Annotated in this window: 25 protein-coding genes and 1 pseudogene; 7 read left to right on the forward strand and 19 right to left on the reverse strand. The window is 37.9% G+C overall.

The window, feature by feature from the left end; genetic code table 11:
• Positions 1 to 189 precede the first annotated feature (189 nt).
• On the reverse strand, positions 190 to 951 hold the full coding sequence (locus tag AS180_RS04055; RefSeq protein ID WP_062686455.1) for an ABC transporter permease: 762 nt from the start codon (positions 949 to 951) through the stop codon (positions 190 to 192).
• A complete protein-coding gene (locus tag AS180_RS04060) occupies positions 944 to 1,855 on the reverse strand; it encodes an ABC transporter ATP-binding protein (protein WP_025910475.1) in 912 nt (303 codons plus the stop codon). Before AS180_RS04060 ends, AS180_RS04055 begins: the two co-directional genes overlap by 8 nt.
• A 146-nt stretch (positions 1,856 to 2,001) precedes the next feature.
• On the opposite strand from AS180_RS04060, the gene AS180_RS04065 reads away from it, so the two are divergent.
• Together AS180_RS04065 and AS180_RS04070 are read left to right on the forward strand one after the other, a co-directional pair.
• Positions 2,002 to 2,442, forward strand: a complete 441-nt coding sequence (locus AS180_RS04065; RefSeq protein ID WP_062686456.1) for a YtoQ family protein — start codon at positions 2,002 to 2,004, stop codon at positions 2,440 to 2,442.
• Between the two features lie 279 nt (positions 2,443 to 2,721).
• Positions 2,722 to 4,341 carry an ABC-F family ATP-binding cassette domain-containing protein gene (locus AS180_RS04070; protein WP_025910477.1) on the forward strand — a complete coding sequence of 540 codons (1,620 nt, stop codon included), beginning with the start codon at positions 2,722 to 2,724 and terminating at the stop codon, positions 4,339 to 4,341.
• Between the two features lie 35 nt (positions 4,342 to 4,376).
• On the opposite strand, the gene AS180_RS04075 is transcribed toward AS180_RS04070, so the two are convergent.
• The 3 genes from AS180_RS04075 to AS180_RS04085 all read right to left on the reverse strand — a co-directional run bounded on the left by AS180_RS04075 (position 4,377) and on the right by AS180_RS04085 (position 7,164).
• On the reverse strand, positions 4,377 to 5,108 hold the full coding sequence (locus AS180_RS04075; RefSeq protein ID WP_062686457.1) for a polyphosphate kinase 2 family protein: 732 nt from the start codon (positions 5,106 to 5,108) through the stop codon (positions 4,377 to 4,379).
• Between the two features lie 59 nt (positions 5,109 to 5,167).
• A complete protein-coding gene (locus tag AS180_RS04080) occupies positions 5,168 to 6,163 on the reverse strand; it encodes an LLM class flavin-dependent oxidoreductase (protein ID WP_035320991.1) in 996 nt (331 codons plus the stop codon).
• Between the two features lie 68 nt (positions 6,164 to 6,231).
• Positions 6,232 to 7,164, reverse strand: a complete 933-nt coding sequence (locus AS180_RS04085) for a helix-turn-helix transcriptional regulator (RefSeq protein WP_051567173.1) — start codon at positions 7,162 to 7,164, stop codon at positions 6,232 to 6,234.
• 100 nt (positions 7,165 to 7,264) lie between these two features.
• Here AS180_RS04085 and AS180_RS24030 point away from each other — a divergent pair.
• Positions 7,265 to 7,684, forward strand: a pseudogene (locus AS180_RS24030) (dihydrofolate reductase family protein); the annotation flags it as partial.
• 54 nt (positions 7,685 to 7,738) lie between these two features.
• On the opposite strand, the gene AS180_RS23470 reads toward AS180_RS24030, so the two are convergent.
• Both AS180_RS23470 and AS180_RS04095 read right to left on the reverse strand, forming a co-directional pair.
• A complete protein-coding gene (locus tag AS180_RS23470) occupies positions 7,739 to 7,996 on the reverse strand; it encodes a hypothetical protein (RefSeq protein WP_226372926.1) in 258 nt (85 codons plus the stop codon).
• A gap of 113 nt (positions 7,997 to 8,109) precedes the next feature.
• Positions 8,110 to 9,327, reverse strand: coding sequence for an MFS transporter (locus AS180_RS04095; protein WP_062686459.1), 1,218 nt, complete (start codon positions 9,325 to 9,327; stop codon positions 8,110 to 8,112).
• Between the two features lie 178 nt (positions 9,328 to 9,505).
• On the opposite strand from AS180_RS04095, the gene AS180_RS04100 reads away from it, so the two are divergent.
• From AS180_RS04100 to AS180_RS04115, 4 genes are all read left to right on the forward strand, one after another.
• Positions 9,506 to 10,282: a 3-hydroxybutyrate dehydrogenase gene (locus tag AS180_RS04100; protein ID WP_062686460.1), complete on the forward strand. Its 777-nt coding sequence runs from the start codon at positions 9,506 to 9,508 to the stop codon at positions 10,280 to 10,282.
• 182 nt (positions 10,283 to 10,464) lie between these two features.
• On the forward strand, positions 10,465 to 11,553 hold the full coding sequence (locus AS180_RS04105; protein ID WP_025910484.1) for a CdaR family transcriptional regulator: 1,089 nt from the start codon (positions 10,465 to 10,467) through the stop codon (positions 11,551 to 11,553).
• Positions 11,554 to 11,666: 113 nt separating this feature from the next.
• On the forward strand, positions 11,667 to 13,079 hold the full coding sequence (gene glcD / locus AS180_RS04110) for a glycolate oxidase subunit GlcD (RefSeq protein WP_025910486.1): 1,413 nt from the start codon (positions 11,667 to 11,669) through the stop codon (positions 13,077 to 13,079).
• Positions 13,076 to 14,398 carry a (Fe-S)-binding protein gene (locus AS180_RS04115; protein ID WP_025910487.1) on the forward strand — a complete coding sequence of 441 codons (1,323 nt, stop codon included), beginning with the start codon at positions 13,076 to 13,078 and terminating at the stop codon, positions 14,396 to 14,398. The genes glcD and AS180_RS04115 overlap by 4 nt, the downstream gene beginning before the upstream one ends.
• 46 nt (positions 14,399 to 14,444) lie before the next feature.
• Here AS180_RS04115 and nadE read toward each other — a convergent pair whose 3' ends face one another.
• The 12 genes from nadE to AS180_RS22195 all read right to left on the reverse strand — a co-directional run bounded on the left by nadE (position 14,445) and on the right by AS180_RS22195 (position 24,572).
• Positions 14,445 to 15,263 carry an ammonia-dependent NAD(+) synthetase gene (gene nadE, locus AS180_RS04120; RefSeq protein ID WP_025910489.1) on the reverse strand — a complete coding sequence of 273 codons (819 nt, stop codon included), beginning with the start codon at positions 15,261 to 15,263 and terminating at the stop codon, positions 14,445 to 14,447.
• Between the two features lie 25 nt (positions 15,264 to 15,288).
• Positions 15,289 to 15,975, reverse strand: a complete 687-nt coding sequence (gene nadD, locus AS180_RS04125; RefSeq protein WP_025910490.1) for a nicotinate (nicotinamide) nucleotide adenylyltransferase — start codon at positions 15,973 to 15,975, stop codon at positions 15,289 to 15,291.
• Positions 15,976 to 15,990: 15 nt separating this feature from the next.
• Positions 15,991 to 17,460: a nicotinate phosphoribosyltransferase gene (locus AS180_RS04130; protein ID WP_062686461.1), complete on the reverse strand. Its 1,470-nt coding sequence runs from the start codon at positions 17,458 to 17,460 to the stop codon at positions 15,991 to 15,993.
• Between the two features lie 31 nt (positions 17,461 to 17,491).
• A complete protein-coding gene (locus tag AS180_RS04135) occupies positions 17,492 to 18,040 on the reverse strand; it encodes a cysteine hydrolase family protein (protein ID WP_061785244.1) in 549 nt (182 codons plus the stop codon).
• Between the two features lie 48 nt (positions 18,041 to 18,088).
• Positions 18,089 to 18,859, reverse strand: coding sequence for an NUDIX hydrolase (locus AS180_RS04140; RefSeq protein WP_061785243.1), 771 nt, complete (start codon positions 18,857 to 18,859; stop codon positions 18,089 to 18,091).
• A 149-nt stretch (positions 18,860 to 19,008) separates the two neighbouring features.
• The gene (locus tag AS180_RS04145; RefSeq protein ID WP_025910496.1) at positions 19,009 to 19,401 is read right to left on the reverse strand and encodes a CDI toxin immunity protein; all 393 of its coding nucleotides are present in this window, start codon (positions 19,399 to 19,401) and stop codon (positions 19,009 to 19,011) included.
• A 201-nt stretch (positions 19,402 to 19,602) separates the two neighbouring features.
• On the reverse strand, positions 19,603 to 21,396 hold the full coding sequence (locus tag AS180_RS04150) for an ABC transporter ATP-binding protein (protein ID WP_062686462.1): 1,794 nt from the start codon (positions 21,394 to 21,396) through the stop codon (positions 19,603 to 19,605).
• Between the two features lie 16 nt (positions 21,397 to 21,412).
• On the reverse strand, positions 21,413 to 22,594 hold the full coding sequence (locus AS180_RS04155; RefSeq protein ID WP_062686463.1) for a nucleotidyltransferase domain-containing protein: 1,182 nt from the start codon (positions 22,592 to 22,594) through the stop codon (positions 21,413 to 21,415).
• Positions 22,591 to 23,058, reverse strand: coding sequence for a lasso peptide biosynthesis B2 protein (locus AS180_RS04160; protein WP_062686464.1), 468 nt, complete (start codon positions 23,056 to 23,058; stop codon positions 22,591 to 22,593). The genes AS180_RS04155 and AS180_RS04160 overlap by 4 nt, the downstream gene beginning before the upstream one ends.
• 16 nt (positions 23,059 to 23,074) lie before the next feature.
• Positions 23,075 to 23,380 carry a lasso peptide biosynthesis PqqD family chaperone gene (locus tag AS180_RS04165; protein ID WP_062686465.1) on the reverse strand — a complete coding sequence of 102 codons (306 nt, stop codon included), beginning with the start codon at positions 23,378 to 23,380 and terminating at the stop codon, positions 23,075 to 23,077.
• A complete protein-coding gene (locus AS180_RS04170; protein WP_374699984.1) occupies positions 23,370 to 24,308 on the reverse strand; it encodes a phosphoenolpyruvate carboxykinase (ATP) in 939 nt (312 codons plus the stop codon). The genes AS180_RS04165 and AS180_RS04170 overlap by 11 nt, the downstream gene beginning before the upstream one ends.
• A 138-nt stretch (positions 24,309 to 24,446) precedes the next feature.
• Positions 24,447 to 24,572 carry a paeninodin family lasso peptide gene (locus AS180_RS22195; RefSeq protein WP_062686466.1) on the reverse strand — a complete coding sequence of 42 codons (126 nt, stop codon included), beginning with the start codon at positions 24,570 to 24,572 and terminating at the stop codon, positions 24,447 to 24,449.
• Between the last annotated feature and the right edge of the window lie 9 nt (positions 24,573 to 24,581).

The raw sequence follows: 24,581 nt of genomic DNA on the forward strand, positions 1-24,581 counted from the left end.
CCATTATAAAGGACTTTTTGTTTGCCTAAAATAATAAAATTGAAGATTTTGAGTCTTTTTAATAGTTAATTTAAATTAATGCAACACTAGTGATTTATTATTCAAAATTAACTCTTAACTACTTTAATACCTTTTACTTTCCTTGTCAAACACTATTGTAGAAAAACAAAAAGAAAGAAAATTCAAATATCAATTCGCTACGTCTCGCTTTAAGAAAAACAGCCAAGCCGTTCCAACAAAGAAGAGTAGATGAGCTATAATAATCAATAGAGAAAACGGTAGGGTCATCCCAGGGAAATACGTTTGATTTCCATCCATATATTGACTAAGGTTGGTGTTAGCAAACAGTAAAATAATTCCCCACTGTACTTGAAACTCAGATAAAATTCCAGCAAGCATTTTTGCTCCTACTCCAACAACAATGCCAAGACCAACTGCTAATGCACTATTTCTGAATACCGACGATAGCATAAACGCAAAAGCAACCATCATAAAGGTTTCAAGATATGAAACACCATATGCAATCCAGATACCTTGTCCTTCTTGACCATTAAAAGCTCCTCCTGAAAAGAAAATAATCCCCCAAATGATTGAAAATAAAAAGAAGGCAGCCAAATAGTACAAGCTAATAAAAATGCTAGTCAGGTATTTGGATAAAAGAATAGTTGAGCGACTCTTAGGACGAATTAATAGAAGTTTAATCGTTCCTTTTTCAAATTCAGATGCAACAATCGATCCAGCAGCGGCTACAGCAAAAAATTGGACAATAATTAAAAAGTTTGAAGTGAAAGCAACAAAGCCTGGCAACGTTTCTGTAATTCCAGCATTTGTTGTAATAGCTCTCATTATAAGAGCCATTCCAAGCGTTAAGACAGCAATTGCCAGAAATACGACTTTCGTGCTTTTTTTCATAAACCACTTCATATGTTCATTTTGTATTAAATTAAGCATTGAAATCTCCTCCCGTAACAGACATAAACGATTGTTCTAGCGATTCATAAATTGGAGTAATTTGGTATACTTCAATGCCTTCTTCCACTAGAAGTTTATTAATAGCAGCAGCCTCTTTCGGTTGAGCTTGTACAGAAAGCTGCTTTTCTTTTATTGCACAAGTGTAGCCTTGATTTGATAGCAGATTTTCCGCTTTTTCTACAGCATCAACTGCAAATACAATCGTTAGGTTCTCTTCTGTATTACGCTTAGCTAATTCTTGAACAGATAGCAGTCTGCCGTCTTGAATAATCCCTACGCGATCACACAAGGCTTCCACTTCTTTCAACAAATGGCTAGCAATAAGAATTGAAATTCCTTCTTCTTTGCACAACCGTTTTAAATATGTTTTAAATTCAATCATTCCTGCTGGATCCAAGCCGTTAGTAGGCTCATCTAGTAGCAGTAGTGACGGTTTATGTAGAATAGCTTGTGCAACTCCGAGGCGCTGACGCATTCCGAGTGAATAAGTCTTTACCGGTTGGTGAATGCTTTTTTCTAACCTTGTTAGCTCGACCACTTCATCGATTCGATTTGCAGACACACCGTGCATTCGTGCAAAATGCTTTAAATTTTGATAACCTGTCAAATATCCATAAAACTCCGGGTTTTCAATGATTGCACCAATTGATTTGACAGCTTCATTAAATTGTTTGCGCTGGTCATGATTGTTAATGGTAACGTCTCCTGTTGAACTTACTAAACCTACAACTGCTCGAATAAGCGTAGTTTTACCCGAACCGTTTGGACCTAGTAACCCAAAGATTTCTCCTTTTCGCACAGACAATGATACGTTATCCAAAATAATTTTATTGCCAATCTTTTTCGTGACGTTATGAACCTGTAGTACCTCTCTCTCTGACATAATGTTCATCCTCTCTTCTATGTAATCCTTCTTTTATTTTTCCTTGTTTTGAGGTATTTGTCTAGATTAAAACAAACCATTCGTTTATTTTTCATTTTTTTGGTAAGCTATACGTATATATATTTTTTTATAAAGGGGATGCCGTTATGGAATTAGTCGTTTATTTAGCAGGACAAATTCATGATAATTGGAGAGACGATATCAAAAAGCAAGCGGAGGGCTTAAAGCTTCCAATTACGTTTGTAGGACCGATGACGGACCATGATCGCTCGGATAATATCGGCGAAGTCATTTTAGGTAAACAAGACTCAGCTATTTTAAAAGATGAAGCCGCTTCAGCTTTTAACAACTTGCGCACAGAAGTACTGCTTAAGAAATCCGACGTAGTCATTGCGCTTTTCGGTGAAAAATACAAACAGTGGAATAGCGCAATGGACGCGGCTACAGCCGTTGCATTTAACAAGCCCCTTATCCTTGTACGTCCAGAAAAACTGCACCATCCTTTAAAAGAGCTTTCAAACAAAGCACAAGTTGTCGTTGAAACACCAGACCAAGCAATTCGTGCACTGGCTTATATCTTTGAATAAGGCTGATTCATAAGTATTTTAGTTAATGAGATATCCGAACGATCGCTAACCTGCAATCGTTCGGATATTTTTTGTTCGTTCCCAAAACAAGTTAAAAAACTTGTGGAATGGAGCGTAAGACATTCGGCTCCTGCCAGAAATAGAGTAAAAGCTGAGCCTCCTTGACGTTATTCCTTGGTTCATGTACACTTTATGTTCAATTTATTGCTATTGATATCGCTCTTGTAAAGAAAGAATGATATAATTTGATAGATATTGAATTTGGAGGATTGCTCATACATGATTACAGTTAGTAATGTAAGCCTACGTTTTGCAGACCGTAAGTTATTTGAAGATGTAAACATTAAGTTTACGCCTGGTAACTGCTACGGATTGATTGGAGCGAACGGTGCTGGAAAGTCAACATTTTTGAAAATCTTATCTGGTGAACTTGAGTCACAAACTGGTGATGTACATATGGGACCTGGCGAACGCCTAGCGTTCTTAAAACAAAACCATTTCGAATACGAAGAATATGAAGTATTAAAAACCGTTATTATGGGTCACGCTCGCTTATATGAAGTGATGCAAGAGAAGGATGCTATTTATATGAAAGCTGACTTCACTGATGAAGATGGAATGAAAGCAGCTGAGCTTGAAGGTGAATTTGCTGAACTTAACGGTTGGGAAGCTGAATCTGAAGCAGCGATTCTTTTAAAAGGTTTAGGCGTTTCTGAAGATCTTCACGATAAAAAAATGGCTGAGCTGACAGGTAGTGAAAAAGTAAAAGTATTACTTGCTCAAGCTTTATTTGGCAAACCTGACGTTTTACTACTAGATGAGCCGACCAATAACTTAGATATTCAGGCAATTCAGTGGTTAGAAGAGTTTTTAATTAACTTTGAAAACACAGTAATCGTTGTATCCCATGACCGTCACTTCTTGAACAAAGTGTGTACGCACATTGCGGATTTAGATTTTGGTAAAATTCAAGTTTACGTTGGTAACTACGACTTCTGGTATGAATCTAGCCAGCTTGCTCAAAAAATGGCATCTGATGCTAATAAGAAAAAAGAAGAAAAAATTAAAGAACTTCAGGCGTTTGTCGCTCGTTTTAGCGCCAATGCATCAAAATCAAAGCAGGCAACATCTCGCAAAAAATTACTTGATAAAATTACGTTAGATGATATCCGTCCATCTTCTCGTCGTTACCCATACGTAAACTTTACGCCAGAGCGTGAAATTGGAAACGACGTACTGCGAGTTGAAGGTTTAACAAAAATCATTGATGGTGTTAAGGTACTAGATAACGTAAGTTTTACAATGAATCGAGAAGATAAAATTGCGTTAGTTGGCCGTAACGAAATTGCAAACTCAACGCTTATGAAGATTCTAATGGGTGAAATGGAAGCAGATAGCGGTACATTTAAATGGGGTGTAACAACATCTCAATCGTTCTTCCCGAAAGATAACTCTGAGTACTTTGAGAATAGCGACTTAAACTTAGTTGAGTGGTTACGCCAATACTCACCACAAGATGAAAGCGAAAGCTTCCTTCGTGGATTCCTAGGAAGAATGTTATTCTCTGGTGAAGAAGTACTAAAGAAAGCCAATGTATTATCTGGAGGCGAAAAGGTTCGCTGTATGCTTTCTAAAATGATGCTAAGTGGTTCAAACGTTCTTCTTTTAGACGATCCTACCAACCACTTAGACTTAGAATCGATTACGGCATTAAATAACGGATTAATGAGCTATAAAGGTGCAATGATTTTCACATCTCATGACCATCAGTTCGTTGAAACAATTGCGAATCGCATTATTGAAATCACGCCAAACGGAGTGGTTGATAAGCAAACAACATATGATGAATACCTAACAAACACAGACTTACAAAAACAAGTTAAAGGTATGTACGCTTAATCATAAAAAGGTGACGAATATTCGTCACCTTTTTACTATACTTGAATTCCACGCTCCATCAATTTTTGTTCAAAGTAAGAAATCATCACGCTTAAGGTTTTGACTCGCGCATATTGCTTATCGTTACCTGCAATAACAAACCACGGAGCTTGATTCGTATTCGTATATTTAAACATATGCTCTACCGCTTCTTCATACTCGTCCCACTTTTTTCGATTACGCCAATCTTCTTCTGTTAACTTCCAGCGTTTAAAAGGATCCGCTTCCCTTTCTTTAAAGCGCTTGAGCTGCTCATCCTTACTAATGTGGAACCAAAACTTTGCTACAATATAGCCGTTATCCGTTAACGTACGCTCAAACTGATTAATCTCTTCGTACGCCCTTCCCCACTCACTTGTTGAAATTAAATTTTCAACCCGCTCGACGAGTACGCGTCCATACCAAGAACGATCAAATAAAGCTATTTGCCCCGCGTGCGGCAATCTTGTCCAAAAGCGATGAAGATAGTGATACCTACGTTCATCATCAGTTGGTGCACTAATCGGATACACGTGAAAGCCTCGGGGGTCCAACTTTTGTGTAATACGCTTAATAGCTCCCCCTTTCCCTGCCGCATCCCACCCTTCAAACGCAAATATAATAGGTACCTTTTCCATATAGATAATGTGTTCTAACTGCAATAAGCGTAGCTGCAAAGATTTTAGCTTTTTTTTATATTCTTTTTTAGATGAAATCTTTTTAGACAGATCAATATCTTCTAAATTCATATAATCACTCCTACCTACTAGTCAGTAGTATAGTATGAACGTTCTAGGCTGTAATTATGTTATTGAAACATCTTGCTAATGAGCTCATAAGAATGTAGCTTCGCCTGGAAATCGTGAATGTTAGTAATGATTAAGAATTCATCGTTATTATATTCATTTTGTAAGCGTAACAATTTAGCATGAACAGTTTCTGTAGATCCTACAATCATTCGACTCCTATTTTTCTTTATTTTTTGTTTCTCATATTCAGAATACACGCGCTGGTTGACTTCATTAATAGAAGAAACCTTTGTATCTTTTCCTTTTTCTACTTTGAGCAACCAATCATCAAGCGTTTTGGCATGTTGCTCCGCTTCTTCGTCTGTATCAGCACACACCACAAATACGCAAACGTTCGTGTGAGGCACTTGCTGATAGTCTGATGGAACGTATTCTTGTCGATAGTGTTTCAGGGCTTCTTTTCCTCCAATAGGAGAAATAAAGTGACCAAACGTAAAGGAAACGCCAAGTTCCCCAGCTGCTCGCGCACCTCGTTTGTTAATGCCTAGCTGCCACATCTCAGGCTTAGTATCACTTTTGGGATAAGCTGTTACCCCGTAATAAGGGTGATTTTCAGGAAGGTTTTGCAGCAAATGTCCCTGTAGCGCTTGAATTTGACGTGGAAATTCATTCAGACTTTTTCGTACTCCGTCTGTTAATGCTAACCTCGTTAGTGCATCGCCTCCTGGAGATCGACCTAATCCCAAATCAATTCGCCCTGGAAACAAATTCTCTAATAACTGTACGTCTTCAGCCACTTTATATGGGCTGTATTGAGGGAGAAGCACGCCTCCAGAGCCAATTCGAATCGAACTTGTTTGAGATGCCAAATGAGTCATTAATAAAAGTGGCGAAGAGCCTGCTAACCCATTTGTATTATGATGTTCAGCTACCCAAAAGCGATGATATCCTAGTCTTTCTGTCCACTTTGCTAGCTGTACCGTCTGAGCAAGCGCATCTTTTGCTGTTTGGCCGCTTGATATTGGAGACTGATCTAATACGCTTAAAATTATAATTGATATCACTTCCTTTGCTTTTATTTTAAAAGAAAGAGGCTTGCTCGTCCGTTATTTTGCTTAGTCATTTATGTATACATATTTACAATTTCAGTTGCTTTCTTTTTTAATGACTCCCGTAATTCTTTTGGTTCAATTACTTCTGCATAACGTCCTAAATTCAGCAATATATTTGCCGTAAAATCAAGGTCATCTCGACCAATTACTGATTTTATTGTTCCCGTTCCATCGTTATTTATGGTTATATGAGGTCCTAAGCTAGGATTTGCACTTGCTAACCGCACGCCTTCTTTTGTTATTTCAATATGCAACAATAGAGCCTTTGTGGGAACATAGTCTTGAGCTAACCATTTCTTTAACGTTAGCGATTCCGTAAAATCTTCACCTAAGTTCTCTATTTTTTTTACCCTATCTGCACGAAAAAGCAGGATTTTTTCTTTTTTATAGCTATATGCCGGAAAGTACCATAGACCTTCATGCGCATAAATACCAATTGGTTTAACAATATGCCCCTTTATCCCTGTTTTACTTTCATACTGAATCACTACTTTTTTATGCTTCATTGCTGATAGCAATAAGTCTTTTAAAAGGGGGGCTTCCTCTGAACGATTTGGCGTTAAAAATACAACAAAATCTTTTATCTGTTCTAACTGATTTCTTACATCTGCAGGTAAATGAGTATAAAACTTTGTTTTTACCCTCTGAGTATCTACTTGAAACGGGATTGTAGGATAATGAGTGATCATTTCAAGTAAAAAATACATCATTTTTCCTTCTTCCTCAGAAAAGAATAAAGGAGGCAATACGCGATTGTTCAAAACACGATAGCCGCCATATTTTCCTTTTTCAGCATATAAAGGAACCCCTAGCTCCTGTAAATCCAATAAGTAGCGCTGAACAGTACGCACAGACATATCAAACTCTTCTGCAACTTCTCTAGCAGTAAAATAGCGCTTCGCATTAATATAAAACATCAGTTCAAATAACTTTTTTGTTTTCATAATATTCACCTATCTATGACAGTTTTTGACGCATTTAAATGTTATTATCATACACGAAGCGGGTAAAATATAATAGCGATTTGCTAAGGAGGAACATGGCATGACAAGAAAAGTAATTTTATATATTGCAACTACAATTGATGGATTTATTGCGCGTGAAAACGGAAAAATTGATTGGCTAGTGGAGAATGAAACAAACGAAGATTATGGATATAATGAATTTGATGAAAGCATTGATACCGTATTTATGGGTCGCCACACGTACGAACAAGTATTAACGTTCGGCGAGTTTCCTTATAAGGGAAAGGAAGTATTTGTAGTGACAACAAAAAAGGGCGGCAAATCTGAAGACGTAACGTTCATCTCACCTACAGAAGTTCACGACAAAGTCACCGAATTAAAGAAGCTGGAAGGGAAAAACATCTTTCTTGTAGGGGGCGGGTCACTAAATGCACTGTTTTTAAATGAAAACTTAATTGATGAGTATTGGATCTTTCAAAAGCCTATATTGCTAGGAAGTGGCATTCCTCTCTTTCAAAGAAACGTAGCTGACACGCCACTTTCGTTAATTGATTCAAAAATTTATCCTTCTGGATTTGTTTTTCTTAAATTTGTGAATGATAAGAAGAGTTTGGGACATAACAAAATGATTGCTTCTAAGAGACGAACAATAGCTGTTCCAATCTTTTTGGTTTGTCTGAACACGTTCATTCCATTGCGCTACGGCCACTCGCTTTCCGCGGGGAGGAACCTGAGCTTCCTCGCTGCGCTGCGGGATCTCAGTTTTCCCTCTCTTTCCCGCAGGAGTCGAGTGTCCTACGCTCCATTCCACCCTGTTTCCAACATTGTTTTCACAATCAACCAAAAAACCTGAACGATTAAAAGTGAGAAACTCTCAATCGTTCAGGTTTATCATTGGCTGAATTACTTATGTCCCAGCCTCTTTTATAATTCGTTATTCATCTCTTTTACTTGCTTGTCACTTGGCAATAACCACGTTAGAATTCCAATTAGAGGAAGGATACTACAAAACAGCATAATAAATTTTAGGCTATATATATCCGCTAACTTTCCAAATATAACGGCTCCCAGCGCTCCCATCCCGAACGCCAAGCCCACGATAAGCCCTGAAACAAGGCCGATTTTTCCAGGTAATAATTCTTGAGCGTAAACTACCGTAACGCTGAAACTAGATTGAAGAATAAAACCAATAAGCACTAACAACAGGGCTGCTGCACCAAGCATCACGTGCGGTAGCATAAGTGCAAATGGTGCTGACCCAAGCATGGATACCAACAAAACGTTTCGTTTTCCGAAACGATCTGCTAAAGGTCCCCCAAAAAAAGTGCCAAAGACTCCTGCAATCATAAATAAAAAGACATAGATTTGTGCATGTTTTATTGTGACTCCGTATGCTTCAATTAAATAAAATTGGAAGTAATTCAAAATCCCAGCTCCATACCACGAACGAGCAAAAACTAAAAAAATTAATAAAGCAACAGCGAATACTAATTTGCTTGTCACTTTCATTTCATTTACTGATCGCTTTTTTTGCAACTGTTTTCGAACAATCAGCTCTTGCTTGTACCACGTTGATACATAGTAAAGAGTTACAATACCAACCGCTGCCAAGAGTGTAAACCACATTGCACCAAACTGACCTAAGCTAATAAAGATAAAAGCAGTAAATAAAGGCGCCATCGACTGCCCCGTATTACCTCCTACTTGATAGATTGACTGAGCTAACCCCCTTTTCTGTCCAGCAGCCATATAGGCAACACGTGACCCTTCCGGATGAAAAATGGCTGATCCTAATCCAATAAACAGCACGGACGCTAGAACAAAATAAAAGTTAGGTGCTAGCGCTAAGCCAATAATGCCGACTAAACTTAAACACATTGCAATTGGTAATAAAAATGGGAGTGGCCGCTTATCTGCGAAGATACCAAATACCGGCTGCATGATAGAGGATGTCATATTCAGCGCAAATGCAATCCAACCAATTTGCGTATAATTTAAATTCATTGATTGCTCTAGAATGGGAAAAAGCGCTGGAACAACTGATTGCATGCAGTCGTTTAAAAAGTGACCTAAGCTGATAGCAAATAAAATACGATAAATAGTTTGTTCTTGTTTCGTTTGTAACTTTACTGCTGCTTGCATATAAAACCTTCTTTCTATTACCTTCTCGTTCCTGTATAAACTTTCTATGAACTTGTATTATATTCTTCAACCAAAGAAAATTTCCTTTTTTGAAAAGCAATTATATTTATATCAACCTACTATTTTGATAAAATGGAAAAGTAAGCGTTTTATATAAAGCGTGTGGGAGGAATGAACAATGGTTAAAAATAAAGTTGTATTAATTACAGGGGCTGCTCAAGGAATTGGCTTTCAAATCGGCGAGCGTTTTGCTGAACATGATGCAAAGGTTGTCTTGACTGATTTAAATGAAGAAGGTGTTAAAAAAGCAGAGCAAGAACTCTCTTCAAAGGGATATGACGTCTACGGTGTAAAAGCAGACGTCACAAATGAAGATGATATTAAATCGATGATTAACGCTGCTTCTGCAAAATACGGAAAAGTTGACGTATTAATTAACAATGCGGGCATGCAGTTTGTCTCCCCACTCGAAGAGTTTCCAACTGAAAAATTTGAACTTTTATTAAAGATTATGCTGACTGCACCTTTTGTTGCTACAAAGCACGTCTTTCCTCTTATGAAGCAGCAAAAATTTGGTCGCATTATCAATATGGCATCCATAAATGGCTTGATTGGCTTTGCAGGAAAAGCAGCTTATAACAGTGCAAAACACGGAGTCATCGGCTTAACAAAAGTAGCGGCGCTAGAAGGTGCTGAACATGGAATAACCGTTAACGCTATTTGCCCTGGCTACGTAGATACGCCTCTTGTCCGTAACCAATTACAAGACTTAGCTCGTACGAGAAACGTTGAGCTCGAGAAAGTACTTGAAGAAGTAATTTATCCACTCGTCCCTCAGAAACGTTTATTAGATGTAAGTGAAATTGCCGATTACGCCCTCTTTCTAGCAAGTGATGCAGCAAAAGGCGTGACCGGTCAAGCTGTCGTTATTGACGGGGGATATACGGCTCAATGAAAACAAGAGAGGGCTCTTTTAGCCCCCTCTTGTTTTCAAGATTATGAGAAAGGTGAAGTATTCTTGTTAGAATCCAGACGACTTACTTCCTTATCTTTCTATTTAAAGCCTATGCTTTTCACTACTAGCTCTTCACTCCCACTATGCTACACTAGTGATAGAAACAGAACGGGGGAACATGTATGATGATAGCATCTTTAGCAGATAGCATCATTTCAGAAATCAATCATCTAATTCATGAAGATTTAATTGTAGCCGATACGTCTGGCATGATCATCGCCAGCACGGATAAAAACCGAGTAAATACATTTCATGAAGGAGCTCTCATTTGCACGCAAAAAAAGCAAAAGTTCATTATTACTCAAGAAAATCAAGCTCCTTTAAAAGGCGTCAAAGCGGGAATTAATCTTCCAATCCTTTTTCAAAATCAAATTGCTGGTGTAATTGGTATTACCGGTAACCCAGAACGCGTATCCGCTTATGCCGAAATTTTAAAAAGAATGACTGAACTAATGATGAATGAACGCTACTATTCCGAGCAGCTTGAATGGCAAGCGCGAGCACTTGAAGCGTTTGTATTCGATTGGGTCCAAAAATCCGATTGGAGTGAAGAATTTATCCACCAAGCGGAATTGATTGGTATCGATCTTTCAATTGAACGACAAGTTTTAATCGGTCACTGTTCAGACGTAATGAATAACAAAATGTTAAAAGATCTTATGGAGAACTTTAGTCAGGACAACAAAGATGTGTTTGTTCGCTGGGGAAACGACCGCTTTATTATTTTACAAGCTGACCAAAAGACAAAGGAACGTACGCTTCATTTTGCTAAGCAAATTAGCCGCCATTTCAAAACTCGATATCAAGTAAACGCTTCAATTGGAATTGGACAACCTGCTTCTCCTAGAATGGTTCATCAATCTTTTCACGAAGCGGAACGAGCTTTGAGTACTGCAAAAAAATCCGGAGCTATTATATTTGATGATGACCTTCGTCTTGAAATGTTGTTAAAAGATATAAAAAAAGAAACAAAGGTTGAATTTATTCGCAGAACCATTTCCCAGGTTATGAATGATCAAGAATTAATAAAAACTGTTAAAACGTTTTTAAGGCAAAATCAATCCTTCAAAGCTACGGCAGATGCACTGCACATTCATATCAACACGCTACACTATCGAATAAAGCGAGTCGAAGAATTAACTGGACTAAACCTTCGCCATACCGAGGACTTGCTCATTTTTCACCTCGCTTTTTTGTTTTTAGATGAATAACCAACGATACCGCATAAATAACTGCTACACTTTAGAGGATTAACCATAGTTAATCCTTCTTCTATTTCTTATTATAAAAGTAAGAATTCGTTTACTTAAAAGGAGCTATAACCATGATACCTATTGAACTCAAGAAATCCTTTGAAGACATTGTCGGCGCCCATAATTATGATGACTCAAAAGCCGGTCGACTCGTTTACTCCTACGATGCTACACCTCAATTCCAATCACTGCCTGATGCCGTTATTGCGCCCAATAACACTGAAGAAGTAGCAGCTATTGTAAAACTATGTAATGAATATAAAATTCCGATTGTACCTAGAGGGTCGGGCACAAACTTATGCGCAGGAACCTGTCCAACTGAAGGTGGTATCGTTCTTTTGTTTAAACATCTAAATCAAGTGTTAGAAATTGATGAAGAAAACCTAACTGCTACAGTTGAACCAGGCGTCATTACCTTAGATTTCATCCACCAAGTAGAAGAAAGAGGTCTGTTTTATCCTCCAGATCCGAGCTCGATGAAAATTTCTACAATCGGGGGAAATATCAACGAAAACTCAGGGGGGCTTCGCGGTCTTAAATATGGCGTTACGCGCGACTATGTGTTAGGGCTTGAGATTGTACTCGCAAATGGAGACGTTATTAAGACGGGAGGAAAGCTCGCAAAAGACGTAGCTGGCTACGATTTAACACGCTTGTTTGTCGGTTCTGAAGGAACTCTTGGAATCATTACAAATGCAATCTTAAAACTAATACCAATGCCTGAATCAAAAATGACGATGCTTGCTCTTTATCAAGACCTTGAAGCCGCAGCAAAATCGGTGTCAACGATTATTGCGAATAAAATTATTCCGACTACGCTTGAATTTTTAGATCAACCAACATTAAAAGTCGTAGAGGATTTTGCTAAAATTGGGCTTCCTACAGATGTAAAAGCTGTTTTATTAATTGAACAAGATGGACCAATTGACATTGTGAAGCGAGACATGCTGAAGATGGCTGCCATTTGTGAAAGAGAGCATGCTGTATCGGTAAAGGTAGCTGATTCAGAAAAAGAAGCTGATGATCTTCGCACAGCAAGAAGGTCTGCCCTATCAGCTTTAGCGCGTTTAAAGCCAACGACTATTTTAGAAGACGCAACGGTTCCAAGATCTGAAATTGCAAAGATGGTTGTGGCCACTAATGAAATTGCTAAAAAATATAACTTAACAGTTTGTACATTCGGTCATGCTGGAGACGGTAACCTTCATCCAACATGTTTAACAGATGTACGAAACCATGAAGAAATTGAGCGTGTTGAAAAGGCCTTTGAAGAGATATTTATTAAAGCGATTGAGCTCGGAGGCACAATTACAGGTGAACACGGAGTTGGCGTCATGAAAGCTCCTTATCTTGAGCTTAAAGTGGGCAAAGAAGGAATTGCTGCAATGCAAGCCATTAAGAGTTCCCTAGATCCAAATAACATTCTCAACCCAGGGAAAGTTTTTGCTAAAGATTCCCGAAAACGAGTGGTGATTACAACATGACAACAGTTAAAGAACGTGAGAAAATCCAAAAGCAATTTAAAGAACAAATGAATGAAGATGAACTATTAAACTGCATGCGCTGTGGTTTTTGCTTACCAACCTGCCCTACTTATATTGAATCAGGCTTTCAAGAATCGCATTCTCCAAGAGGAAGAATTGCGCTCATGAAAGCCGTAGTTGACGGTGTTATTGAGCCTGATGAAGAGGTAGAAAAATCGTTAAACATGTGCCTTGGCTGTAGAGCCTGTGAGCCTGTATGTCCTTCTGGAGTCAACTATGGACATTTACTTGAAGAAGCAAGAGATATTATCAATCAAAATAAAAAGCACTCTATTCCTGTAAAAACGATTCGAAAAGTGGTATTTGAAGGCCTGTTTCCTCATCAAAACCGCATGCAAAACGCGACAGGGTTACTTAGCTTTTATCAGCGTTCTGGCCTTCAACGCATTGTTCGCTCTACCGGAATACTAAAGCTTCTTCCAGACAACCTAGCGTTAATGGAAACAGTATTACCAACTGTTCCTCCTTTAAAGGAAATGAAAAATCGACCTACCCATTTGCTTTCAAAAGTTGAAACAAAAAAACGAGTGGCCTTTTTTTCTGGTTGCTTGATGGATACCATGTTTATGAAAACAAATGATGCTACAATGAAGCTACTTCAGCTTGCGGGTTGTGAAATTGTGATTCCTAAAAATCAAGCTTGCTGCGGGGCTTTACATGGTCACAGCGGTGAAAAAGACGGAGCGAAACAGCTTGCGAAGCGCAATATTCAAGCCTTTGAAGATTTAAAAATAGATTATATTATCACAAATGCAGGAGGCTGTGGTGCTTTTTTAATCGATTATGATCACCTGTTAAAAGATGATGTTAACTGGGCTGAGCGCGCTCAAGCGTTCTCTAAAAAGCTGAAGGATATAAGCAGTATTCTTGTCGATCTGGAATTTTTCAACATGAAACTTTCACTGCCTCAACAAGTGATTACGTATCAAGATTCTTGTCACTTGCGCAACGTCATGAAAACATCAAGTGAACCTAGAAAGCTTTTAAAAGCCATTGCTAACGTAGAATATAGGGAAATGAAAAATGCAGATAGCTGCTGCGGATCAGCTGGTATCTATAACATCGTTGAATCTGAAATGTCCATGCAAATCCTCGATACAAAAATGAAAAATGCTGTGGCTACACAAGCTACAACGATTGTGACAGCTAATCCAGGCTGCCTTCTTCAAATGAAGTTAGGAATTGAAAGGGAAGGATTATCCTCGAAAGTAAGAGCTGTTCATCTCGTGGATTTACTACTTGAAGCCGTGCAAGAATAACCCTAAAAAAGGAGCTCTACAACCAGAGCTCCTTTTGCTATTTCTGTTATTTCCACCACGTATCAAACATAGTTGCCGGAAGCTGGCGCTTATGCTCAGTCATTCGATAGCGCTTCTCAATCTTTTCAGCTACTTCTGGCGCCACTTCTTTTCCTTCTAAATAATCATCCAGCTCATCATATTTAATGCCTAATTCCGTTTCGTCTGCTTGGCCTGGCTTGTTATCCAATAAGTCTGCAGTTGGAACTTTTTCATATAAGCGCTTATCTGCACCTAGTTCTTTTAGTAATTCTTTTCCTTGGCGCTTTGTTAATCCAGATAACGGTAGGACGTCCGCTCCACCGTCTCCATACTTCGTGAAAAATCCTGTGACTGCTTCAGCAGCATGATCTGTACCTATTACCAATAGTCCATGTTCCCCGCCAATTGCGTACTGCGCAATCATACGAACACGTGCTTTCACATTTCCTTTATGAAAGTCTCCCAATTCATGACCAGCTGCTTCATTAAAAGTTTGAGAAAATGACGTAACTGTTTTTTCAATGTTAAATGTAATCGTTTCATCAGGCTTAATAAAATCCAATGACGCTTGCGCATCGTCTTCGTCTTTTTGAACTCCATACGGCAAACGAACCGCGATGAATTTTGCTTCATAACCTTCTTTACGAAGTTCTTCAACTGCAAGCTGAGCAAGCCTTCCTGCTAAGCTTGAGTCTTGACCTCCACTAATCCCTAACACAAGCCCCTTCGCGTGAGCTGTTTTTACATATGTTTTTAAAAAATCAACGCGTTTACGAACCTCTTCTGATGAAGTGATTGTTGGAGAAACGTTTAACTCTTTCATAATTTGCTGTTGAATTGTCATAATAAGCTCCTTTCAATTTCTCACTTTATCTTTTATATAAATGATGATTCTTAATATAGTCATAGCATGCGTCTGGTAGTAAATAGCGAGGTTCTCCACCTCTGGCGAATTCCTCTCTGATATAAGTAGAGCTAATTTCCATAGCTAATCCTTTATCTAAGAGCTGAAAGCGACCATCATCATAATTTCGTAAAAGTGGTGAGCGACTAATTGCTTGTAACATGTCAATGCCATTTCGAGCCATGACAATAAACTGATTTTCGCTGACAAGTTCTTCTGACATTTTCCATTTACCACCCGCAATATCAACCAGTAAGTCTGCACCCATGATGAAATAGAGATTTGCTTTTGGCAAAAGCTTTTTGAAATAATCCATTGTGTAGTATGTGTAATGATAACCTGGCAATACATTTAATTCATGAGTATCTAATAAAAATTTAGGATTAGTTGAAATAGCTTTTTGAATCATGGCAACGCGATGTTCATCGGTTATTTGCAAGCGTTTATCTGTACGTTTATTAGAAGATGGAAGAAAGATAATATAATCTAGCTTTTTACGATGAGCTACGGTTGATGCGGTCCACAAGTGCACATTAGTAATTGGATCAAAGGATGAACCGTATATTCCAATCTTTATTCCCGGTGAAGTAAGCTGATTGAGTTGCTTCGTATCATTTAACTGTTTCAGTTCGTTCCACTTATTTTCTTCCATCTTCAGTATCCCCTTTTACGCTTGATTTAATTTGGATGAGACTTTTTTACGCACTTCATTTATTTGACGTGCTTTGTTTTCCCAGCATTTCTCACTTAAATCAACTGGGTATTCCTCTGGATTTCGCGTTCGTTTATACTCATCCCAAAGCAACCCTAAGTTATCTTCTGCATACTGTTGGATCGTCTGTAAGTTTGGCGTTTGATACACAAGCTCTCCACTTTTGTATATATCTTGATGAAGTTCTTTTGCTTCAAAGTTTGTCACAAATTTACTAATAAATGTATGCACTGGGTGGAACATTTTTAATCGTTCTTCACTTTGTGGATCTTCACCTTCAAGGGTAATGTAGTCACCTTCTGATTTGCCGTTCAGCTTATTGATGATACGATATACGCGCTTTAAGCCTGGTGTACTTACTTTTTCAGGGTTAGCGCTAATTTTAATTGTATCAACCATCTCACCGTTTTCTCCTTCAATAGATACGAGCTTGTATACAGCACCTAATGCAGGTTGGTCATATGCCGTAATAAGCTTTGTGCCAACACCCCACATATCGATTTGAGCACCTTGAGACTTCAAGTGCATAATAGTGTCTTCATCGAGATCATTTGAAGCCACAATTTTTGTATCAACAAATCCCGCTTCATCTAAAAGCTGACGTGCTTTTTTAGAAAGATATGTTAAATCTCCGCTATCTAATCGAATCGCTCGAAAGTTTATTTTATCTCCTAATTCTTTTGCAACTTTAATAGCATTTGGCACGCCTGATTTTAAGGTATCATACGTATCAACTAAGAATACGCAGTCTTTATGGCGGCGCGCGTATTTGTGAAACGCTACGTACTCATCTTTATAAGCTTGAACCATTGAGTGAGCATGGGTTCCTGCTACTGGGATACCAAATTTTTTCCCAGCTCTCACGTTTGATGTTGCCTGAAATCCACCGATATATGCCGCTCTTGTTCCCCAGATTGCTGCATCCATTTCCTGAGCGCGGCGAGTACCGAATTCCATTGCTACTTGATCTCCAACTACATGCTTAATGCGAGAAGCTTTTGTAGCAATTAGCGTTTGGTAATTAACAATGTTTAAAATAGCCGTTTCAACAAGCTGGGCTTCAATTAACGGGGCTTCAATTCGTAAAATGGGCTCATTTTGAAACACAAGCTCCCCTTCTACCATTGAACGAATATTTCCTGTAAAGCGTAGCTCTTTTAAAAAGTCTAAGTAGTCTTCTTTAAACCCTACTTCTTCACGTAAATACGTAATGTCTGATTCTGAAAAACGAAAGCTTTCAATATAGTTTATAATGCGTTCTAATCCCGCAAATACTGCATAGCCGTTTCCAAATGGAAGCTTGCGAAAGAACACCTCAAACACTGATTTTTTGTTATGAATACCATCTTCCCAATACGTTTCACCCATATTAATTTGATACAAATCCGTATGCAGCATAACGCTATCATCTTTATACACAGTCATTCTATTTTCCTCCAAATAATCAATCCACAACTTATTTAATAACCGTTGCGTTTAATGAATTCTTAAAATGAGTTAACGCCCATTCATGCCCTACTTGGTTAAAACTTGCAACCGCTTTTTCATACACGGTGATACTAAATCCTTTATTATACGCGTCTACAGCAGTATGCAAAACGCAAATATCGGTGCATACGCCTACTAGATGTACCTCAGTAATTCCTCTTTCCCGAAGCTTCATTTCCAAATTTGTGCCTGCAAAAGCACTGTATCTTGTTTTATCCATCCAGTAAGTGTTTTGGTTTTCTTTGTACGTATCATATACCTCTTGTAACGTACCGTATAAACTTCTTCCCTTTGTACCTTTAATATTATGTGGCGGATATAGTTTGGTTTCAGGATGGTATTGATCCTTTTCTTCGTGCAAATCAATTGCAAATACCACATAGTCACCGTTATCGATAAATTGCTTAGTTAAGCTAACTATTTCTGATTCAATTTGCTGTCCAGGCTCTCCACAAGTTAAAGCTCCTTTATCGTCTACAAAATCATTCGTGTAATCGATGTTTAAAAGTGCTTTCATTACTTTTCCCCCTTATCATTAATTAACAATAAACAAATTGTTTATTAATTAATATCTAGCTGTGTAGATAGATGTAGCAAAATCTGCATCAATAAACCGATATAGCTTTGTTGGCTTTTTAGATGTTCTAGTCGTTGTTTGTCCTTCTACTTCTTCAATAAAAGGCAGCATTCGAATCTTACGCGCAAATGCTTGATCACTCCTAATTGCCGGATTATCCGTAATTGTAAGCAATACAGCCTGAAGCTCGGAATACGTAAACATTTTAGGTAAAAATTTTTGTGCAACCGTCGTCTGAAGGAGATCTTTTTTAATTTCAGCAATTCCATCTTGAATAATTTGAGCATGATCAAATGCCAGTGGTAGTGAAAAAACTTCTTCTAAATCAAAAAGTTCAACGTTTGCTGCATCATCATTTGCTTGTCTTTTAGCTAACATTTCTTCTGGTACAATGGCATAGTGAGCATTTGAAATAACCCATCCCCGTGCGTCTCTCCCAGGTTTATCATAGACTCCATACTGCTTCATATGAATACCAGCTACACCTGTTTCTTCTTCTAGTTCACGCTTAGCTGCTTCATAAGCGGATTCAGCAGGGTGCACAAATCCACCTGGAAGCGCCCATTTGCCTGCTTCTATATTTTGTTCACCTTCAGCATTTAAAATTGCTCGTTGAATCAACATTAGTTTTAGCACCATTTTTGGTGGCTTATATGCTTCTTTTTCAGTAGCTACAATCGTAAACACAGCAATATCTGCCGTATATCCGTATGGCTTTGGATATTCTTTTTTTACATTTTTTTGATCATGATTTAACATTGCTCTATCTCCTGATTAGTTTTATAATTAACAATTTGATTAATGTTAATTATACGTACTTTTTTTATAATGTCAACAAAAAGAAGTGAATTTATGCTTGGATAATAAAAAAAGCACCGTCGTATAGGACGACGATGCTTCTTTATTCGTTATCTTGCAGCTAATCCGACAGTAAAGCATTTGTCTTTCACCCACTCAATGACATACTCAATTGTTGGACAATAGATAAACAAATGACAATCTTGCAGTTTTGTCACCACTGTTAAAGCTTCTTTCAAATTCACTCGCACAGCCGGAATACGATAATCTTTTGAAAATAAAATAACGTGTTCATCATAAATTTTCATTGTTTGTAGCCATTGAATAACCTGCTGAACCTGCTGACATTTTTCTTTAATTAGCACTCGTTTCCAATCAATGGTATTCGTTTTTGTAAAGGGGAATTGCCCCACTAATTTTTCAAAATAAATGCTCGACTGTTTACTTGTCAAAACATCGACTCTATTTCCTAATTCTTCAATTAATTTTTTAAATGGTTTCATTGTATACCTCCATCCACTCATCTTACTCTGTCTGAAAACCGACATTTTCAGAAAATATCTAAATTTAACTGTACCATAAATTCCACAGATTCACTTTGATGAGATAGAATGATATTTATGGAATTTTTTTATTTAAAGTAGATATATGGACCTAAAACAAAACCATTTAAAAAGAAACCTTCTCTACACCATTAAAGTTCGCTATTCCATTACTTTCATTTGCTTTTCCAACAGTCTGTTAAACAACAACCCTTTGTCAGCCGCTAGACTTTTAAACTCTCCCTGCTGAATAACTTGTCCTTCTTGAAGTACAAGTACTTGATCGGCGTTGCGAATTGTAGATAATCGATGAGCAATTACAACAATAGTCATTCTGCCTTTTAAACTATCTAAAGCCCGCTGAATTTTATACTCATTTTCCGTATCTAACGCACTGGTGGCCTCATCTAACACAAGAATTTTTGGTTTTTTTAAAATAGCTCTTGCTAGCACTAAACGCTGTCGTTCACCACCAGACAGCTTTATTCCTCTGTCTCCTATTAACGTATCTAAACCGCTTGGTAGATTTTCTACGAAATCAGCAGCTAAGGAAAACTGAAGAGCTTCCCACATTCTTTCTTCTGTAGCGTTAGGATCTACTAATAATAAGTTCTCTCTAATGCTCGCATTAAATAAAACTGGATCTTGCGGCACATAGCTAATCAACTGTCGAAATGCCATTATGTTAGTAGCACTTAAAGGAACACCATCTATAAATACGGCTCCTTTTTGAGGTTGATTTAACCCCATTATAATATCAATCAATGTACTTTTCCCAGCACCCGATCTTCCTACTAGCGCCGTCATTTGATGAACTGGAATGACAAGATTGATATTTTGTAATGCGTAGGCTTCTCCGTCTTCGTTGTAACGAAAATGGATATTTCGACAAGCGATTTCTCGTTTAAATACGAGCTGAGTACTTTGCGACTGTCTATTACCGTACTCTTGCGCTTCTCTACATTCCTCCTGTAAAAGTTTAATCGCTTCAAAAGATGGAAACGACTTCGCAATTTGTTCTAACTCCCCTTGTATACCCGCTACCTTTGGCCAAAGCCTTGAAAAAATTAAAATAATGAGCATTAGCTGGCTTGCTTGGGCCTGGAACAACTTAATCGCAACAAAGATAAAGAGAGCAATAAAAATGGAGGAAGCTACTTTATAGTAAAATTGAGACGTCATCTTCATCTTTGTATATTCCAGCTGCTCACTTTGCATTTGTTTCGTAATAGATGAGTGCCATTCTACCCTCGAAGCTTCTAATGTATTGCTCTTGATATCTTTAATACCATTAATTTGATCAGTCAACCCTGCTACGTAGTCTCTGCCCAATGTGAAATTTCGCTTTCCTAATGACAATGACTTTCTCAAAAAGGTTCGATTGAAAAAGAGCAAAATCGCACCGCATAATAATACAAATAGCGTAATAACAGGTGAGAGCAATAAAGCTAACATAATTTGAATACACGTAAACACTAAAGAAGTCATAAACTGCAAAAGTGCGTGAGTGCCTCCACTGACTCTAGCCACTTCCGTTTGTAATAAATGAATAAGATCTGATTTTCTTTTTCTTAAAAAAAAGCTCCAATTAGCATGTAGAACGCTCTCATATGTTTGCAGGCGCATCTGTCGAAAAAAACCCTGCTGTATCATCGCATTTTTAATAGAGACATGCCTGTACAAAAAGTACTGAACAAAAGCAATCAATACGAATACTACTAAAATAAGCGAAAGACTAAGCTGATTCGGTACATATGTAAACAACTCAAAGAATTTCATCCCCGATTCATTTACCTTACTAAAATCAACGATTCCACTCATAGTAAGCATTGGAACTAACAATAAAATAGCTACTCCTTCAAGTAAACTAATGGCTACCATAGCCAATAAATTTAAATAAAGAGCCTTTCCAGCATATGAGTGAATTTGTTTCAAGAAATAAAAAACATAATTCATAAATCGACTACACCTCCTAGGAAAATACTTGCTTCCTAGTTTTGCGCCATGCCCATAATACAGGTCGCAAAGGAAAATAGAAAAAATGTAAATAGCTTGGTAAAGGGAGCGTTTCAGCATCCTCTGGATAAGGATATAAAAAGCTAAGCAAGAACCATGCTTTTTGTTGAGTTGACATCAGCGAAAACAAATGACGAGAGTGATAAGCGGAAATGTCTTCGGCTAAAGGCTCCGTATGAAGATTAATCATTTGTTCTAAATAATAAAAGGCTCCTTGTGCTAAGCGTTTTGCCTTTTTTGTTATAAAAAACTTGTGTGCTCCTTCGGGGATGGACGACTGAAAACATGCTTTTACTAGCAAAAGCGCCTGCCCACCGACATGGTAATTAGAATGTTTTTTAAACAGATTATATACCAGCTTCCATTCTATATCCTGATTTAAAATTTGATGAATATCTGCTAACCAGCGCAGTCTTGACCAGCCGTGCCGAGCTCCATGAGAGATTAAAAACACAGTTAGATCTTCTTGTCCTAAAAAATACACAGGCGAACTTGTTACGGTGCTTAGCCTTTTGCGACTCCATAATTCTTTAAACTGTGGCTCACTGCTTGGGCCTGGATTTAACCGCCAATGAATCTCAAGCTTAATGCGCTTTATAGGATGAAAGTAGGTTACGTGATGATGTCTCCACTTCCAGTCACCCAAGACCGTTTGGATATAATCATCTTTTTCATATCCAAGACTAACAAGCAGCTCTTCAGCTTTCTGTAGATGCTCTATTGAAATTAAAAAATCTAAGTCACTCGATGTCCGAAGCGATAAATTCTGATAAAGATGTTCTGCGATAACAGGACCTTTTAAGAACAAAGTTGGAATATTCTCACCTAAGAATAAGGTACTGACTGCTTCCATTTCACCACTTAAATAAAGCATTTTAATCGTATTATGCTCATATTGTGCTTTTAGTTTTTCTGAAACTGCTTTTGGGATTTTTAATTTCTTATTTTCATTGAGCTTTACATGCAGCAAAGGGTATACCCGATGATGCATTGCTAACTTAAAAAAATGATTCCAATCGATTGACCGTGTATAATTAACCCAAGATTCTTCACTTTGATCGTCGTGCTGGTTCCTTAACAACTCTAAAATAAGCTTAAGTTCCTGCGGAATATTTGTTAATGGTAACGTCTGGTTCATCCTGTTCTCCTTTTCGTGGGATGCTTTGCAAACTTTGCAATGACGGTATAGCGCTCTTTTCCTTCAACACCTGATACATAAAAGCTCCCACTTCGTAACCACGCGTGAGCTACTAGCTGGTGATCCTCATCTTTAGCCGTTCCTAAATAAAGTGTGCTTTCAATATTTCTTTTTTCCAGCATCTTCATCCCAGCTAGCGCTTTAACCAAGCATTGACTTTCCCAAAAAGTGTAGCCGCTCATTGCGTAAAGCGCGTCTGAAACGTTTTGAAGCGTTTGTTTATGAGCTGCCTCTGTTTCAAAAGAAGTTTCATTCATCTGTAAATGAAGCGATGATGCCACTTTTTCAAATGACTTTTCTTTCATCAAGCGTGCCCATGCTAAATACACAAAAGCTTCAATAAATAAACGCTTTTTTTGACGCTCCAATTCTATAAATCGCCTGCACCTACTCCAAATTTTCATGATGGCCCCCTGCTAGTTATTTATTAGGTGCGTCTTGGATTAAAAGTAAGCCTTCAGCTTTTAGAGAGGTTAAAAAGTGCATGACCTGCTGCTCACAAACGTCTTTTTCGACTTCATACTTTTCTGTTAAGCGTAAGATTAGGTTGCTCACTGTCATCGGTTGCTTTAATTCTTCCCAAATATCACCACCAACTTCACCTAGATTGTAATATTTGCTGTTTTGAATGCTTAGCATAACTTTCTCTCCACCCATATCACTTACAATCTGTCCTTTTGCTTGTGCAACAAGTTGGCTTTTTTCAATCACTTGGCTATTTATCATTTTTCTTCTCTCCTTCATGAATTTTATGTAGAATACTTTCTACTAACTCACTTGCTGTAAAGCGATTAATAGGTCGTTTTAGCTGATACATACCGATTTGGTTAGCGACGGATACTGTGGTTTGAAAATGCCAATCATACAGATTAAACGATTCCATTAAAAAACGACGATACGTATGATTAAACAGCATTTGGAGCTTTTCTATACCCGCTACTTCGTTTATTTCTATTTCCTCTTGATTGCTTTTTACCAACTCTACTACGCCTGCTAGCGGAACTGGACAATTAGCAAACTGAGAAGTAACTGGAATCGAAAACTTTGTTTCACGCTGGACAATCGGGCGATATATGGTAGCGTTCATACCAAAATGACTTAAGCTTTCTTGCCATAGCTTTTGCTGTGGATAAGCAGGAATCACAACTGGCTGGTTATTCTGCAAAGGCAGGGCAATCACATCATCTGTTAGCAGCTCGTATCCTTTTTGTAAAAAAGCTGACGCTAGCGTAGATTTACCCGCGCCTGATTTCCCAACAATTCCGTACGCTTTTCCATTAATAACAACTGCACTTCCGTGTAAAGGCAGGATTTTTCGCTGCAATAATAGTGCACCCATGCAAGAACCAAGCACATACAGCCTGATTTGATCTTCATTTGAGTTTTTCATAGGACATATGCTAATCTCATTGCCATTTTTTACATCAAAAATGGCTACATCAGGGACTTTAAAAAAGAATCGATTTGCTTCAACATGAAAATATTGATCTTCACGGCATGTTTGATTCCATAAAAGCTCCAACTCTTTTATTTGCACGGTTACTTCCTCTTCGCTTTTTCCTAAATCGACCGCTATCAGTTCCGGGATCTTCATTTCACTAGCAATTAATAATCCAAACGCTTGATACCTTACTTTTGTTTGAATATCTAACAATCATCACGCCTCCTCTATTTAAAAACACTTTTGTTCATTATAAAGAACAACCAGTGAAAAAGATACGTTCATTAGTTGAAAGATACCCTTATACTGATAAAGTGCGTACAAGGGCAGTCCATCAATTAAATCATCTATTTAGCTATGGTGAATCACTTCATCAACATCAGGCTGCACTGCATCCGGTGTTTTAATTCCAGGCCCTGCCATCGTCATTTTAACTTCTACTACCTCTAATACTGGTAATTCCCACTGTTTTTTCATTCGTTCACC

The organism is Priestia veravalensis (assembly GCF_001457055.1).
In the GTDB taxonomy this organism is placed as follows: domain Bacteria; phylum Bacillota; class Bacilli; order Bacillales; family Bacillaceae_H; genus Priestia; species Priestia flexa.

Bases quoted from the DNA above. Each gene is read 5' to 3' on its own strand.
- AS180_RS04055 (WP_062686455.1), bottom strand. From the start codon at position 951: ATGCTTAATTTAATACAAAATGAACATATGAAGTGGTTTATGAAAAAA.
- AS180_RS04060 (WP_025910475.1), bottom strand. From the start codon at position 1,855: ATGTCAGAGAGAGAGGTACTACAGGTTCATAACGTCACGAAAAAGATT.
- AS180_RS04065 (WP_062686456.1), top strand. From the start codon at position 2,002: ATGGAATTAGTCGTTTATTTAGCAGGACAAATTCATGATAATTGGAGA.
- AS180_RS04070 (WP_025910477.1), top strand. From the start codon at position 2,722: ATGATTACAGTTAGTAATGTAAGCCTACGTTTTGCAGACCGTAAGTTA.
- AS180_RS04075 (WP_062686457.1), bottom strand. From the start codon at position 5,108: ATGAATTTAGAAGATATTGATCTGTCTAAAAAGATTTCATCTAAAAAA.
- AS180_RS04085 (WP_051567173.1), bottom strand. From the start codon at position 7,164: ATGAAAACAAAAAAGTTATTTGAACTGATGTTTTATATTAATGCGAAG.
- AS180_RS04095 (WP_062686459.1), bottom strand. From the start codon at position 9,327: ATGCAAGCAGCAGTAAAGTTACAAACGAAACAAGAACAAACTATTTAT.
- AS180_RS04100 (WP_062686460.1), top strand. From the start codon at position 9,506: ATGGTTAAAAATAAAGTTGTATTAATTACAGGGGCTGCTCAAGGAATT.
- AS180_RS04105 (WP_025910484.1), top strand. From the start codon at position 10,465: ATGATGATAGCATCTTTAGCAGATAGCATCATTTCAGAAATCAATCAT.
- glcD (WP_025910486.1), top strand. From the start codon at position 11,667: ATGATACCTATTGAACTCAAGAAATCCTTTGAAGACATTGTCGGCGCC.
- AS180_RS04115 (WP_025910487.1), top strand. From the start codon at position 13,076: ATGACAACAGTTAAAGAACGTGAGAAAATCCAAAAGCAATTTAAAGAA.
- nadE (WP_025910489.1), bottom strand. From the start codon at position 15,263: ATGACAATTCAACAGCAAATTATGAAAGAGTTAAACGTTTCTCCAACA.
- nadD (WP_025910490.1), bottom strand. From the start codon at position 15,975: ATGGAAGAAAATAAGTGGAACGAACTGAAACAGTTAAATGATACGAAG.
- AS180_RS04130 (WP_062686461.1), bottom strand. From the start codon at position 17,460: ATGACTGTGTATAAAGATGATAGCGTTATGCTGCATACGGATTTGTAT.
- AS180_RS04135 (WP_061785244.1), bottom strand. From the start codon at position 18,040: ATGAAAGCACTTTTAAACATCGATTACACGAATGATTTTGTAGACGAT.
- AS180_RS04140 (WP_061785243.1), bottom strand. From the start codon at position 18,859: ATGTTAAATCATGATCAAAAAAATGTAAAAAAAGAATATCCAAAGCCA.
- AS180_RS04145 (WP_025910496.1), bottom strand. From the start codon at position 19,401: ATGAAACCATTTAAAAAATTAATTGAAGAATTAGGAAATAGAGTCGAT.
- AS180_RS04150 (WP_062686462.1), bottom strand. From the start codon at position 21,396: ATGAATTATGTTTTTTATTTCTTGAAACAAATTCACTCATATGCTGGA.
- AS180_RS04155 (WP_062686463.1), bottom strand. From the start codon at position 22,594: ATGAACCAGACGTTACCATTAACAAATATTCCGCAGGAACTTAAGCTT.
- AS180_RS04160 (WP_062686464.1), bottom strand. From the start codon at position 23,058: ATGAAAATTTGGAGTAGGTGCAGGCGATTTATAGAATTGGAGCGTCAA.
- AS180_RS04165 (WP_062686465.1), bottom strand. From the start codon at position 23,380: ATGATAAATAGCCAAGTGATTGAAAAAAGCCAACTTGTTGCACAAGCA.
- AS180_RS22195 (WP_062686466.1), bottom strand. From the start codon at position 24,572: ATGAAAAAACAGTGGGAATTACCAGTATTAGAGGTAGTAGAAGTTAAA.